Consider the following 15,581-nt stretch of genomic DNA (forward strand, 5'->3'; position numbering starts at 1 on the left):
TTTGCTCAAAATTTATTTAAATGAAAATATACCACAATCCGCGTTGTAGTAAAAGCCGTGAAGGTTTATCTATTTTAGAAGCATCAAAATTAAAATTTGAAATTATAAAATATTTAGAAACACCTACTTCAAAAGAAGAGTTAACTGAAATTATAAAATTATTAGGAATTGAACCAATAGACTTAGTTAGAAAAAATGAAGTCATTTGGAAAGAAAACTATAAAGGTAAAACTCTTTCCAATTCTGAAATAATAACTGCAATGATTGAGCATCCAAAATTAATTGAACGTCCAATTGTAATTAACAATGGAAAAGCAATTATTGGACGTCCACCAGAAATTATTAAAACTATTTTATAAAATTTAAGTTTTTTTTAACACCTTATAATCACACTAAATAGCTGCTTTTTTTAAATAAATTTCTTTTTAAAACCTTTTAATATATTGATTTTAAAGACAATATATTTACATTGGTTAATTTTACTTTGTTTAACATTATCTATTATTAATTAAACAAACGTTAACACTCGTTAACACAAAAAGAGTTCTCTTTAAGCTATATTTGCACCATATTAACTAAAAAATAATTCATGAAAAATATTGTATTTTTAATTTTAGCAATTTTATTTGTAAACTCAATAAGTGCTAATAATTACGAACCTATTGAAAAAGTTTCAATTTATGGTAAAGTTATAGACAGCGACACAAAACAACCATTAGAATACTCAACTATAGTAATAAAAAATCTTGAAGGAAAAATTATTACTGGTGGAATTACTGATAGTAATGGTTTATTTGATATTCCTGTAGCAAAAGGTACTTATAATATTTTTGTTGAATTTATTTCTTTTAAAACAAAATCTTTTTTTAATAAAGAAATTAATGGGTCAACTGATTTAGGTTCAATATTTTTAGAAATTGATGCTGAATCTCTTAATGAAATAGAAATTATTGCCGAAAAAAGCACTGTTGAAATACGTTTGGATAAAAAAATATACAATGTTGGTAAAGATATGACCGTAAAGGGCGGATCAGCTTCTGATGTTTTAGACAATGTGCCTTCAGTTACTGTTGATGTTGAAGGAAACGTAAGTTTAAGAGGAAACGACAATGTTAAGATTTTAATAAATGGAAAACCATCTGGTTTAGTTGGTTTAAGTGGTACAGATGCATTAAGACAATTACCTGCAGATGCCATTGAAAAAGTAGAAGTTATTACAAGTCCATCTGCTCGTTATGATGCCGAAGGAACTGCCGGAATATTAAATATTATTTTACGTAAAGGAAAAGCACAAGGTTTTAATGGTTCAATAACAGCAAATGCTGGTAACCCAGATAATTTTGGAGCTTCTGTAAATGTAAATTACCGTACAAAAAATGCGAACTTCTTTAATAGTACAGGTTATAATTATAGAAATGCCCCTGGAAATTCTACTAGTAATACCAAATATTTTAATGAAAATGGATCTATTTCTAGTTTCAGAAATGAAAAAACAACATATGACAGAGAAAACAATAGGTTTAATACAACGTTTGGGGTAGAATATTTTTTATCTGATAAAAGTTCTCTAACAGGTACCGTACTTTATAGAAAATCTGATGGTGAAGATGTTTCTACTAACATTAATAATACACTAGATTTACTCAGTAATCCAATTAGAACTTACCAGCGTGTTGAAAATGAAAATGAAAAAGATGAAACTATTGAATATTCATTTAATTTTACACAAAATTTTAAAACGGATGGGCATAAATTAATAATAGATTTTCAATATGGAAAAAGTACTGAAAACAGCAATGCTTATATTTCAGATTTTGATACCTTTCCTTCTTTTATTGAAAATAATCCAGAAAAAAATACTACAGACGAAGAATCTAAAGATGTTTTAGTGAAGGCTGATTATGTGTTACCAATTGGAGAAAATGCTCAATTTGAATTTGGTTTTAAAGCTGATTTAAACAAACTAACAACCGATTATTTAGTAGAAGATTTTGATGAAGACACCAATCAATTTTTTAATAATACAAATTTTTCAAATACATTAAACTTTGATCAAGATGTATTTGCTGTATATTCTCAATATGGAGAAAAAATAAACAAATTCTCCTATTTAGTTGGCTTAAGAGCTGAAACTACAGATAGACAAATTAACTTAATACAAACAGACGAAGTTTATAATAAAAAATTTACTGAATTATTTCCAACAGTAAATTTAGGATTAGAGTTTAATGATTCTGAAAGTTTAACATTGGGATATAGTAAAAGATTAAGACGTCCTCGTCATTGGTTTTTAAATCCTTTTGAATCTAGAACAAGTGAAACTTATATTAGAAAAGGAAACGTAAATTTAGATCCAACTTATACTAATTCATTTGATTTAGGTTATTTAAAAAGATGGGAAAAATTCACATTAAACACTTCTATTTATTACCAACATGCCGTTAATAATATTGAAATGGCAATAACTGAAGATGTTAGAGATATTGATGGAGTACCTACTTTGGTAATAATTAGAAACCCTATTAACCTTAGTTCACAAGATCGCTATGGTTTTGAATTTACAACAAACTACAATCCATTTAAATGGTGGAGACTTAACAATAGTTTTAACTTTTTTAAATCTGTAACTGATGGTGAATTTAATAATATTAGTTACGATTCTGATGATGTAAGCTGGTTTACTAGAATGGTTTCTAGAGTTACACTACCTGGTAAAATTGATTGGCAAACAACTGGTTTTTATATGGGCCCTTCAGAAGGAGCACAATCTAAAAGAGAAGGCATGTTAAGTGTTAATTTAGCATTTAGTAAAGATGTTTTTAAAGAAAATGCAACGGTATCTTTAAATGTTAGTGATTTATTTAATACAAGAAAAAGAAAATCAACTAGTTATTCACCAACAACAGAATCTGTAGGTGAGTTTCAATGGAGACAACGTCAAATTATGTTGAATTTTACATATAGATTTAACCAGAAAAAGAAACGAGAAAGATCGCAAAACGGTTATGATGGCGGTGGAGAAGAAGAAATGTTTAAAGCATAAAACCAAAAAAGGGCAATTTAAAAATTGCCCTTTTTTTATATATTAAATACCGAAAATTACTTTTTAGGTATCGCTCTTCCTTCTTTTCTATATTTCCAAGATTCTTTAAAATACCCTATTAACCAATAAGGAATAATAAACGTGATTAAAAAAATCATTAACCAAAATCCCATAGTGAATATGGTTAAAAATACTAAAAATCCTGAAAATTGTGATAAATCCATAACTTATAAATGTTATTTTATGTTTTTTACAAAATTAGTATTTATTTTTAATTTATCACTCTTCTTTTATTATTTTTTATAAATGACATTTCTTATTAAATTTTTAAAATAAATAGCACCTTTTTTACCTATATAGTTCATATCTAGTAATAAACTTTTTTAATAAAAAAAGACACCAAAGAAACAAAGTTCTCTGATGTCTTTAATCTATAAATATTGTTTTCTATTTACTATTTAAATTCTGCAAAGAAATCATTCCCCTTATCATCTACCAATAAGAATGCAGGGAAATTCTCAATTCTAATCTTACGAACAGCTTCCATTCCTAATTCTGGGAAGTCAACTACTTCAACAGATTTAATACTTTGCTTTGCAAGAATTGCGGCTGGTCCTCCAATAGAACCAAGGTAAAAACCACCATTAGCTTTACAAGCATCTGTTACTTGCTGCGTACGATTACCTTTTGCTACCATCACCATACTACCACCTACTTTTTGGAAAGGATCTACATAAGGATCCATTCTACCCGCTGTTGTTGGGCCAAAACTACCTGAAACCATTCCTTTAGGTGTTTTTGCAGGACCTGCATAATACACAGGATGATCTTTAAAATACTGAGGCATTTCTTCACCATTTGCTAGCATTTCACTAATTCGTGCATGCGCCATATCACGAGCAACAATTAATGTTCCTCTAAGGTTGAAACGTGTTTTTACTGGATATTTTGAAAGTTCTTCACGTATTTTATCCATTGGTTGATCTAAATCTAACTCAATAGCATCCTTTAGGTGCGGTGCTTCTTTTGGTAAAAATTGTCCTGGATTTTTTTCTAATTCTTCTAGAAAAATACCTTCTTCAGTAATTTTACCTTTTACATTGCGGTCTGCACTACAGCTAACACCCATACCTACTGGACAAGACGCAGCATGACGAGGAAGACGAATAACACGTACATCGTGAACAAAATACTTACCACCAAACTGAGCTCCTACCCCACTTTCTTGACAAATCTTCGTTATTTTTTCTTCCCATTCAAGATCACGGAAAGCTTGTCCGCCATCATTACCTTTTGTTGGTAAGTGATCCAAATAACCTGCCGATGCCTTTTTTACTGTTGCTAAGTTAGCTTCAGCAGAAGTTCCACCAATAACAAATGCTAAGTGATAAGGAGGACATGCTGAAGTTCCTAAATCCATAATATGCTTCTTAACAAAATTAGTTAAGTTTTCTTCCGTCAACAAAGACTTAGTCATCTGATATAGGTAAGTTTTATTACCAGAGCCTCCACCCTTTGTTATAAATAAGAATTCATATTTATTACCAGGTGTGCTATAAATATCGATTTGAGCGGGAAGATTATTTCCCGAGTTTTTCTCTTCTAACATTGTTTGAGGAACAATTTGAGAAAAACGAAGATTATCAGTTTGAAAAGTATTGTACACTCCTTTTGAAATGTATTCAGCATCATCTACTCCAGTATACACATCTTCCCCTTTTTTACCCATACAAATTGCAGTACCAGTATCTTGACAAGTTGGCAATTCGCCAGCTGCAGTTACCATTTGATTCAACAACATAGTATAAGCAACAAAACGGTCGTTATCTGTAGCTTCTGGATCTTTAAGAATCGTCTCTAATTTTTTTAAGTGAGAAGCACGAAGGTAGAATGACACATCATGATATGCTGCTTGTGAAAGCAACTCAAGCCCCTCAGGTGCTACTTTTAAAATTTTTCGCCCATCAAACTCCACAACAGAAACGTGGTCTTTAGTTAATAAACGATACTTTGTAGTGTCCTTTGTAATAGGAAACGGCTTTTGATATTTAAATTCAGACATTTTATATAATTTTATTGTAATTCATTTTTTACTCCTACAAATATACAATGGTAGATGAAAATAGTTGGTAGAATAAATGCGATTTTTTTGTTGGACATTATATTAGTAAACTAATATTTATAAAATTAATGCTTACATTTAAATAAAAACTTAAAAAAAGATCTAACTAATGATTAATTCGACTAAAAAACCATTTAAATTGACAAACACAATAACATGAAATATAGAATAGAAAAAGACACCATGGGACCAGTTAAAGTTCCTGCCGATAAATATTGGGGAGCTCAAACTGAACGGTCAAGAAATAATTTTAAAATTGGACAGTCAGGTTCTATGCCTTTAGAAATAATTTACGGTTTTGCGTACTTAAAAAAAGCTGCTGCTCACGCTAATTGTGATTTAGGAGTACTTTCTGCTGAAAAAAGAGATTTAATTTCAAAAGTATGTGAAGAAATATTAGCAAGAAAACATGATAACCAATTCCCTTTAGTAATTTGGCAAACTGGTTCTGGCACTCAAAGTAATATGAACTGCAACGAGGTAATTGCCAACAGAGCTCACGAAATTGCAGGGAAAATTATAGGCGAAGGCGATCCTACAATACAAGCAAATGACGACGTGAATAAATCACAATCAAGTAACGATACATTTCCAACTGGCATGCATATCGCTTGTTACAAAATGATTATTGATGTTACCATTCCTGGTATTGAAAAACTTCGTGACACTTTACAAGCAAAATCGATAGAATTTAAAGATGTGGTAAAAATTGGTCGTACTCATTTAATGGATGCAACACCATTAACTATTGGACAAGAATTTTCTGGCTATGTTTCACAGTTAAACCACGGTTTAAAAGCATTAAGAAATACATTACCGCATTTAGCTGAATTAGCTTTAGGTGGAACCGCAGTTGGAACTGGGCTTAATACACCAAAAGGTTATGATGTTTTAGTTGCTCAAAAAATTGCTGAATTTACAGGATTACCATTTAGAACAGCTGAAAATAAATTTGAAGCTTTGGCTTCTCACGATGCTTTGGTAGAAAGTCATGGTGCATTAAAATTATTGGCTGTCTCATTAAATAAAATAGCCAACGATATTAGAATGATGGCTTCAGGACCTAGATCAGGAATTGGTGAATTAATTATTCCAGCTAACGAGCCCGGAAGTTCAATTATGCCAGGAAAAGTAAATCCAACTCAATCTGAGGCATTAACAATGGTTTGTGCACAAGTAATGGGAAATGATGTTGCAATTACTATTGCAGGAACTCAAGGTCATTACGAATTAAACGTTTTTAAACCTGTAATGACTGTGAACTTTTTACAATCTGCTCGTTTAATTGGCGATGCATGTGCAAGTTTCAACGATAATTGTGCAACTGGTATTGAACCAAATTATAAACGTATCACTGAACTATTAAACAATTCATTAATGTTAGTAACTGCGTTAAACACAAAAATAGGGTATTACAAAGCTGCCGAAATAGCAAATACTGCTCACCAAAATGGAACTACTTTAAAAGAAGAAGCTGTACGTTTAGGCTATGTTACTACTGAAGAATATGATTCTTGGGTTAAACCTGAAGATATGATTGGTCAGTTAAAATAACTGACAACACTTTTAACCAAAAAAAGCATTGAATTTCTTCAATGCTTTTTTTATATAAATTACCTATCTTCTAATTTACCAATTCAAAAGATTGTTTAGCTATTTCAACTTCTTCATTAGTTGGAACAATCAAAATTTTAGTTTTTGAATTTTCTTTATGAATTTCAGTCAATTTTTTAGCTCTAATATTATTCTTTTCAACATCTAGTTCAATTCCAAAGTATTCCATATTAGTACATACTAATTTTCTAATAACATCAGAGTTTTCTCCAATTCCAGCTGTAAATACTATCGCATCCAATCCGTTCATTGCAGCTGTATAAGAACCAATATATTTTTTAATTTTATAAGCACTCATATCTAAAGCCAACTGACAATCTTTATTTCCTTTTTCAGCTTCAGCTTCAATATCACGTAAATCACTAAAACCTGTTAAACCAAACATTCCACTTTCTTTTTGGAGCATACTATTTACATCATCAAGAGTGTAGCCCAAATTATTTACTAAATGAAAAATAATAGCATGATCTATTTCACCACTTCTTGAACCCATTATTAGCCCTGTTACAGGTCCAAAACCTAATGAAGTTTCAATACTTTTTCCGTTTTTTACAGCAACCATACTACAACCATTACCTAAATGAATTGTAATGATTTTAGAATTTTCAATTCCTAAATATTCAATTACTTTTTCAGAAACGTATTTATGACTAGTACCATGAAATCCGTATTTTCTAATCTTGTGTTCTTCCAAAAATTTATTTGGAATGGCATATTTATAGGCTTCTACTGGTATAGTTTGATGAAATGCAGTATCAAAAACAGCAATTTGTTTTGCATTAGGAAACATCGTTTCTGCAACTACAATCCCTTCATAATTTGCTGGATTGTGTTGTGGAGCTAATGAAAATAATTTTTTAATTTGATCTTTAACTTCTTGATTTATAATAGTTGTATCTGAAAAAGTACTTCCTCCATGAACAACTCTATGCCCTACTGCTTCAACCTCTGAAGTAGATTTTATGACTCCTACTTTTTCATCTAATAATAAGTTTACGACTTTTTCTAAACCAACTTTATGGTTTGGAATGTCTAAAACTTCATCTATTTTATTATTTTCAGATTTATAGTGAATTTCGGCATCATTTAAGCCGATTCTCTCCACTAATCCTGAACATATAACTTCTTCTTGAGGCATATTAAATAATTGATATTTAATTGAAGAACTACCTGAATTTATTACTAAAATTTTCATTTAAATCCCTTGTGCTTGTATTGCTGTTAATATAACTGTGTTAAAAATATCTTCTGTAGTACATCCTCTACTTAAATCGTTGACTGGCTTATTTAAACCTTGTAACATTGGCCCAATTGCTAATGCACCGGTTTCACGTTGAACGGCTTTATAGGTGTTATTACCTGTATTTAAATCTGGAAAAATTAATATATTAGCTTGACCTGCGACTTCTGAATCTGGCATTTTGCTTTTCCCAATTCTAGCATCTACAGCAGCATCATATTGTATTGGTCCTTCAACTTTTAAATCTGGGCGTAATTGTTTTACTATTTCTGTTGCTCTACGAACAATATCAACATCTTCACCTTTCCCTGAAGCGCCTGATGAGTACGAAAGCATTGCAATTTTAGGATCTATACCAAAATTTTTGCTAGAATCTGCAGACGAAATTGCAATTTCAGCCAATTGTTCAGCATTTGGATTTGGGTTAATAGCACAATCGCCAAAAACTGAAACTCTATCTTCTAAACACATAAAAAATATTGATGAAACAACTGAAACTCCAGGTTTTGTTTTAATAAACTGTAAAGCTGGTTTTATAGTGTGTTGTGTTGTGTGTGCTGCTCCAGACACCATTCCATCAGCTAACCCTTTGTGTACCATCATGGTTCCAAAGTAAGAAACATCACCCATTAAATCTTCAGCCATGTCAATAGTAAGTCCTTTATGCTTTCTTAATTCAAATAAAGTATTTGAAAAATCTTGAAAGTTTTCTGATTCTATTGGATTTATAATAGCCACTTTATTTAAATCTAATTTTAATCCAAGTCGAAGAATATTATTTTCAATAGTGTTTCTATCTCCTAAAATAGTTAAATCAACAATATCCATTTCAACCAACCTGCAAGCAGCAGTTATAACACGATCGTCATTACCTTCTGGTAAAACAATATGCTTTCGTTGAGTTCTTGCACGTTTCATTAAATTATATTGAAACATTCTAGGTGTAATACCAACATTATCTTTAAACGAAATTAGTTTTTCGTCCAATTTATCTATTTCAATATACTTATCAAAAGTACTTAATGAAGTTCTTATTTTTTGCTTATTCCCTGCGTACATATGTGAGCGCACAGCACCAATTTTATTTGCTACCTCAAAGGTTCCTTCTTGTGCTAATATAATTGGAACAATTTGCGATAACCCATCAATTAACTTAATGATAGAATCATCTGGAACTATACCTCCAGTTAAAACAATTCCTGATATTTTTGGATAATTAGAAGATACATTTGCTTGTAATGCTCCTAAAATAATATCAGCTCTATCACCTGGGGTAATTATTAAACTATCTTCTTCAAGGTGGTTAAGATAATTTCTTAACTGCATTGCACCTACTTTGAAACTAGATGACTGGTTATTAATACTGTCTTCACCAAATAAAATTTTAGCGTCAATAGCTTTTGCAATTTCTTTAATTGTAGGGTTATTTAATGAAGAAATTTTTGGAATAACATTTACCAAAACACTTTTTGGTAAATTTTTCTCAATACCTTCTCTTACTAGTTCAATATTAATTTCTTGAACTTTATTAGCTACTACAGCTAAAACTTCAACATCCTTTTCTTTAAATGAATCATAGGCCAAATGTAACCCATTAATAAACTCATCTAAAGTTTTACCAACACCACTTGAAACAATAATTGCAGGAATTCCTAAATTTTTTGCGATTAAAATGTTTGCGTCTAATTCTATAGCAACTCCCTCACCTGAAAAATCAGATCCTTCAACTAATACAAAATCATTTTTTTCTTCAATTGCTTTATATTTTTCAATAATTCTATCAAATATTTCACCTTCTTTCCCTTCATTTCGTTTTTTTATAAACTGAGAGCGTGTAAAGGCAAATGCATCATCTGGATTGATATCTAACTCGAAATGAGAGATAACTGTATTAATATGATTATCCTTTTTCCCTTTTTTAACATCATCAATAATAGGTCTAAAATACCCAACTTTTGCTGTTTTCCCTAATAACATTCTCATTAATCCTAACGAAACAATAGACTTACCGCTATTTGCTTCGCTGGTAGCTATGTATATGGCCTTACTCATTATTTATTTTTTTTGCAAATATACTTCAATATTCAATGAATTCATTAATAATTAGACTATATTTTGGTGACTTTTGTCACCTTTAATCAAAAAAATTTATTAGAATAGCTGTATATTTGAACTCCTAATTATATACTAAAATATGACAACTTTAATCATCAATATAAAAGAACTATTACAAGTTGAAAACTCACCTAAGGAAATGGTTTGTGGAGATCAAATGAAAATTCTACCTACTCTTAAAAATGCATTTTTATGTATTGAGAATGACATAATAATTGATTTTGGATTCATGAAGAATTTACCAAATTTAATTGCTAACAAAATTATTGATGCTACTGGAAGAATTGTATTACCTACTTGGTGTGATAGTCACACACACATTGTATATGCTGGAAATAGAGAACACGAATTTGTTGATAGAATTAACGGACTTAGTTATGAAGATATTGCAAATAAAGGCGGCGGGATACTAAATTCCGCAAAGTTATTACAAACAACATCCGAAGAAGAATTATACAAACAATCAGCTGTAAGAATTGAAGAAATAATGAAACTTGGTACTGGGGCTGTAGAAATAAAATCTGGCTATGGCTTAACATTAGAAGCTGAACTAAAAATGTTAAGAGTTATAAAAAAACTGAATGAAAATTATCCGATTACTATAAAAGCGACTTTTTTAGGTGCTCACGCTTTACCTTTTGAGTTTAAAAATAACAAAAGTGGTTATTTAGATGTAGTTATTAATGAAATATTACCAATTGTTGCAAAAGAAAACTTAGCTGAATTTATAGATATTTTTTGTGAAACGGGTTATTTTTCAGTAGAAGATACTGATCGGTTATTAAAAGCTGCAAGTAATTACGGATTAATGCCAAAAATACATGTAAATCAATTTAATGCTATTGGAGGTATACAAGCTGGAGTTAAATATAAAGCTCTTTCTGTTGATCATTTAGAAGAAATGAGAGATGAAGATATTGACGTTTTAAAAAACACTAAAACAATGCCTGTTGCTTTACCTTCTTGTTCCTTCTTTTTGAGTATTCCTTATACTCCAGCACGGAAAATGATTAATGCTGGTTTACCATTGGCCTTAGCAACAGATTACAATCCCGGCTCTACTCCTTCTGGTAATATGAATTTTGTGGTGTCAACTGCTTGTATTAAAATGAAAATGACTCCTGAAGAAGCTATAAATGCAGCAACAATAAATGGTGCTTATGCAATGGGATTAGAAAAAACTCATGGAAGTATTTGTAAAGGTAAAAAAGCAAATCTTATAATTACTGAACAAATTCCAAGTTATAATTTTATTCCATATTCTTTTGGAAATAACAACATATACCAAGTTATTATTGAAGGAAAAATTATTTAAACTAATTAACTCTTATTTTTTTTAAATAATTTTCTAAAAGTCGATTTTTCTTCATTTTCAGTATAACCATTTGAATATTTTCCATAGCCATATCCGTACCCATATCCGTATCCATAGCCATATTTAGATTTTACTTTAAAATCATTTAAAACAATGCTAATATTTGAAATTTCCTGCTTACGATACTTATCATTAATCATTTTTAGCATACCTTTTTGAGAATACCCTTGTCTAACAACATAAACTGTTGAATCAGCATATTTTATCAACTCTAAAGCATCTGAAACTAAACCAATAGGTGGCGTATCTAAAATAATATAATCATATTCCTCTTTAAGACTGTTTATTAAATCTTCAGTTGCTGAATTAATTAATAATTCGGACGGATTTGGAGGAACTGGACCAGAAGTTATAACATCTAAATTTTCAATTTTCGTTTTTTGAATAATACTTTCTTTGCTTTCCTCACCAATTAGATAATTTACAACCCCAATTTTATTCGAAATTTCAAAGTCCCCAAATATTTTTGGTTTACGTAAATCCAATCCAACCAAAATGGTTTTTTTACCTCCTAAGGCAAAAACTGTTGCTAAATTTATTGAAACAAATGTTTTTCCTTCTCCACTAACTGAAGAGGTTATAATAATAGTTTTACATTTATCTTTTGTATTTCTTGCAAATAGAAAATGAATATTGGAACGTAAGGCTCTAAAAGATTCTGAAACCGTGGATTTAGGTTTTAAAAACACCGCTAAATTATTATCTGCCGTATTTTTTCCAACAACTCCTAATATTGGAATTGGTGAAATTCGCTCAATATCTTCAGCCGTATAAATTTTACTATCTAATATTTCTTTTGCAATTATTACAAAAAGAGGTAATATAGTTCCTAATAACAAAGCTATCACATAATTAAATGAAACTCTAGGCAAAATAAAACCTTGACCAGTATCTTTAGCTGTATCTAAAACTGAAATATCAGAGACACTCGCTGCAATTGCTATTTCAGCTTCATATCGCTTTTGCATTAAAAACACAAAATTAGATTCTGTTAAACTATACTTTCGTTGAAAGTTTAATAATTTTTGTTCTTTATTTGGAAGTTTGGTTAACTGGTAATTATAAGAATTTAATCTATTTACACTGTTCGTTAAACTTACATTTGTTACTTTTTTTAAGGATGATATATTCTCAAGCAACACATTTCTTGCCGTTTCAATTTCATCGTTAATTAACTTTAATGAAGGATGATTTGAAGTAACTTCACTTGATAATTTTTCTTTTTGAATAGAAAGTTCCGTTAATTTACCTACCATCCCTGCAATAGAACCATCTTCAATATTTATAATAGCAGGTGCTGGTATTTTAGAATAATTTGAATTGGTCTTAATATAGTTTTCTAAATTTTCAAAATATACAATTCTATCAGCCAATTGCTGTTGCATTTTGTCAAGTCCCAATGTTTGCGAAAATATTTCTCCGGCTTCCGCAGATAAATTATAAATTGAATTTTGCTCTTTAAATTTTCCAATATTATCCTCAATTAATTTTAAACTATCTGATGTGTTTTTAAATTGAGCATCTATAAATTCTTTTGTACTATAAGCATAATTTGTTTTTTGTTCTAATTCATATGCTGATAAAACTTCAACCGTTTTATTTAAATAATCGACTAATCTATTTTTATTTGTACCAGTTAATGATAATTCTACAAGTGAAGTTCCTGCAAGTCCATTTGCTCTTACATTTTGATATTTCCCCGTTGCTTGACCTATCGTTTTTAACTGTATATAAAACGATTGCCCCATTAAAGGTTTTGAGGTATCCTTAATTTCAATTTGCGCTTTTAAAAATGGTAAATTAATATATTCATCAATTAAAAATGTTTGAGAAAAGTTCTCATTTTCAACAGTTATTTTTTTAGTAGTTTCATCTTTATAATTAATTAGATTACTACTAGTTTCACCATTAAAATCTACCGATAATTTAAAACTATTGTTATCAATAAAATCAATTTTAATAAGTGTATTTAATAATTGATACTGATTAGGTTGAAGCGTAATTACAAAGTTAGTTTTACCATAAACATCCTCCGTTCTAAAACGTCCATCTTTTAAATAATCTATATAAAATTTTAATTCCCTTACTACTTTTTCATTGTGAGTTCTTGAGATTAATGCTTTTCTAATTGATTCTACTTTATCGCTTACACCTCCCCAATTAAATGCAATATTGGTACCTGATGAAAAAAGTGGGTTTTGTTTCTCCTTAACTGCTATAGTTGTTTGTAAACCATATATTTTTTCAGTTGAAATATTGAAATAATAAGCAATTCCTAAAGCAATAATGATTGAAAATAAAAACCATTTCCAATTCGCAAGAATTCTAAACAGGTAATCTTTTATATCTGATATGTGCTCTGCTCTATTTTCAATAAAATTGAATTTATTCTCCATTATTAATATTATATATTTTTAACTAATAATACAGAGCTCACCAAAAACGATAAAACGGTTACAACTGTCGAAAAAGTTTGAAGTCCTGTAGTTCCTGTTCCCCAAGATTTTTGTTTTAAGGGAGCTACATAAATAATATCATTTGGCTGAATATAAAAATTCTCAGATTCAAATATTTCAATTTTTGTGAGGTCTAACTTGTATTTTTTAACACCATCTAATGTCTTTCTAATTAATGTTACATCTTCTCTATTCCCCAACTGAGAAATTTCTCCTGCATTTGCAATAGCATCAATTATTGAAACCTGATTTTGAGCCAAATTAATAGTACCTGGTGATCCCACTTCACCTGTAACTATAAAATTAATACCCGCCAATTTTACAGTGACAAAAACCAAATCTGGATTTTTTAAAAAATTACTTAATTCACCTTCAATTTTTTTTCTAACTTCATTTTCAGTATACCCTAATACATTTAAATCTCCTATATAAGGTATTCTAATATTTCCATGTCTATCAACGCTATACCCCGAGAAATACAAACCTTGCCCTTTATTTGAGCTATTGTTATTACCTGCTTCACTCTTAAATAGAGAAACTATCTCAGAATTAACAGATTTAATATCAATATATAATACATCATTTACTTGTAAACGATAAGGTTCATTATTTAGTTTGTAAATTTCCGATTTCTCAATAGGCTCTCCCTGAAAATAAGTCATTTGTTTTGTAGTAACACAAGAAGACAAACAACCTAAAAGCAATACGTATAAAAAAAGTTTCTTCATATAAATTTAGTGGTGTAAGGCAAATATAATTTTAAATAGCAAATTAAAATAATATTTCTATTATTTTCGTGCTAAATTTAGCCTAATATGTGGTTCAAAGTTAAGTCATTTATTTTATTTCTATCAAAATCTACCAATCAACATGGAGTACACTCGCCTTTTGTGTATAACTTAGTTACAAAATGTTTCTATCAAAGAGCCAACACTTCCAAAGTTAATTTAGTAAATACCGCTAAAAAATGGCTATCTCAAAATAAAAATACAATAACTGTTACTGATTTTGGTAGTGGATCAAAAATCTTTAAAAATAACGAACGAAAAATAGCTGATATTGCAAAAATTGCAGGAATTAACAATAAAAAGGCAGCACTTTTACTTAGAATAATAACCTATTTTGAAATAAAAAACATGTTAGAAATTGGAACCTCAGTTGGTTTAGGAACTGCAGCACTAAGTATTGGTAACCCAAAAGCAACTATTACAACTCTTGAAGGATGCGAAAATACAGCAAGTATTGCACAAAAATTATTTGATACTTTTAAATTGAAAAATATTACATTAACCACTGGAAACTTTAAAGAAACATTACCTTTAGCCGTAAATAACAATACATTCGATTTAATTTATTTTGATGGAAACCATCAAAAAGAAGCAACCCTAAATTATTTTAATTTGTGTTTAGATTCAGCGCATAATAATTCTATATTTATTTTTGATGATATAAATTGGTCTTCAGAAATGCAACAAGCTTGGAAAGCAATAAAAAAACATCCAAAAGTAACAATTAGCATTGATACTTTTTTTTGGGGAATTATTTTCTTCAGAAAAGAACAAGAAAAAGAACATTTCACAATAAGAGTTTAGAATCTTATTTTATAAAAAATTAAA

General features: G+C 29.6%; 11 protein-coding genes. 5 read left to right on the forward strand and 6 right to left on the reverse strand.

Translation table 11 applies throughout. The features are described 5' to 3' along the window. The first annotated feature begins 20 nt into the window (after positions 1 to 20). Together arsC and Q0352_RS11980 are read left to right on the forward strand one after the other, a co-directional pair. A complete protein-coding gene (gene arsC, locus Q0352_RS11975; protein WP_299527805.1) occupies positions 21 to 359 on the forward strand; it encodes an arsenate reductase (glutaredoxin) in 339 nt (112 codons plus the stop codon). Positions 360 to 589: 230 nt separating this feature from the next. Next, the gene (locus Q0352_RS11980) at positions 590 to 3,043 is read left to right on the forward strand and encodes a TonB-dependent receptor (protein ID WP_299527807.1); all 2,454 of its coding nucleotides are present in this window, start codon (positions 590 to 592) and stop codon (positions 3,041 to 3,043) included. 56 nt (positions 3,044 to 3,099) lie between these two features. Here the strand turns inward: Q0352_RS11980 and Q0352_RS11985 are convergent, their stop codons facing one another. Continuing rightward, a complete protein-coding gene (locus Q0352_RS11985) occupies positions 3,100 to 3,267 on the reverse strand; it encodes a hypothetical protein (protein ID WP_299527809.1) in 168 nt (55 codons plus the stop codon). A 230-nt stretch (positions 3,268 to 3,497) separates the two neighbouring features. Next, complete coding sequence (locus Q0352_RS11990) at positions 3,498 to 5,105, reverse strand: fumarate hydratase (RefSeq protein WP_299527811.1); 1,608 nt, start codon at positions 5,103 to 5,105, stop codon at positions 3,498 to 3,500. 216 nt (positions 5,106 to 5,321) lie between these two features. Between Q0352_RS11990 and fumC the strand changes: the two genes are divergently transcribed. Further along, positions 5,322 to 6,719 (forward strand): class II fumarate hydratase, encoded by a 1,398-nt coding sequence (gene fumC, locus Q0352_RS11995; RefSeq protein ID WP_299527813.1) that lies wholly within the window; start codon positions 5,322 to 5,324, stop codon positions 6,717 to 6,719. Between the two features lie 70 nt (positions 6,720 to 6,789). Here fumC and Q0352_RS12000 read toward each other — a convergent pair whose 3' ends face one another. Then, a complete protein-coding gene (locus tag Q0352_RS12000) occupies positions 6,790 to 7,974 on the reverse strand; it encodes an acetate/propionate family kinase (protein ID WP_299527815.1) in 1,185 nt (394 codons plus the stop codon). Continuing rightward, positions 7,975 to 10,071: a phosphate acetyltransferase gene (gene pta / locus Q0352_RS12005; protein WP_299527817.1), complete on the reverse strand. Its 2,097-nt coding sequence runs from the start codon at positions 10,069 to 10,071 to the stop codon at positions 7,975 to 7,977. It lies immediately after the preceding gene. A gap of 142 nt (positions 10,072 to 10,213) precedes the next feature. Here pta and hutI point away from each other — a divergent pair, with 142 nt between their 5' ends. Further along, on the forward strand, positions 10,214 to 11,449 hold the full coding sequence (hutI, locus tag Q0352_RS12010) for an imidazolonepropionase (RefSeq protein ID WP_299527819.1): 1,236 nt from the start codon (positions 10,214 to 10,216) through the stop codon (positions 11,447 to 11,449). Positions 11,450 to 11,454: 5 nt separating this feature from the next. Here the strand turns inward: hutI and Q0352_RS12015 are convergent, their stop codons facing one another. Both Q0352_RS12015 and Q0352_RS12020 read right to left on the reverse strand, forming a co-directional pair. Further along, on the reverse strand, positions 11,455 to 13,905 hold the full coding sequence (locus tag Q0352_RS12015; protein WP_299527821.1) for an exopolysaccharide transport family protein: 2,451 nt from the start codon (positions 13,903 to 13,905) through the stop codon (positions 11,455 to 11,457). A gap of 8 nt (positions 13,906 to 13,913) precedes the next feature. Then, complete coding sequence (locus Q0352_RS12020) at positions 13,914 to 14,693, reverse strand: polysaccharide biosynthesis/export family protein (RefSeq protein WP_299527823.1); 780 nt, start codon at positions 14,691 to 14,693, stop codon at positions 13,914 to 13,916. Between the two features lie 87 nt (positions 14,694 to 14,780). Between Q0352_RS12020 and Q0352_RS12025 the strand changes: the two genes are divergently transcribed. Continuing rightward, positions 14,781 to 15,557 carry an O-methyltransferase gene (locus Q0352_RS12025; protein WP_299527825.1) on the forward strand — a complete coding sequence of 259 codons (777 nt, stop codon included), beginning with the start codon at positions 14,781 to 14,783 and terminating at the stop codon, positions 15,555 to 15,557. The last annotated feature ends 24 nt before the right edge of the window (positions 15,558 to 15,581 follow it).

It is taken from the genome of uncultured Lutibacter sp. (genome assembly GCF_937891065.1).
Taxonomy (GTDB): domain Bacteria; phylum Bacteroidota; class Bacteroidia; order Flavobacteriales; family Flavobacteriaceae; genus Lutibacter.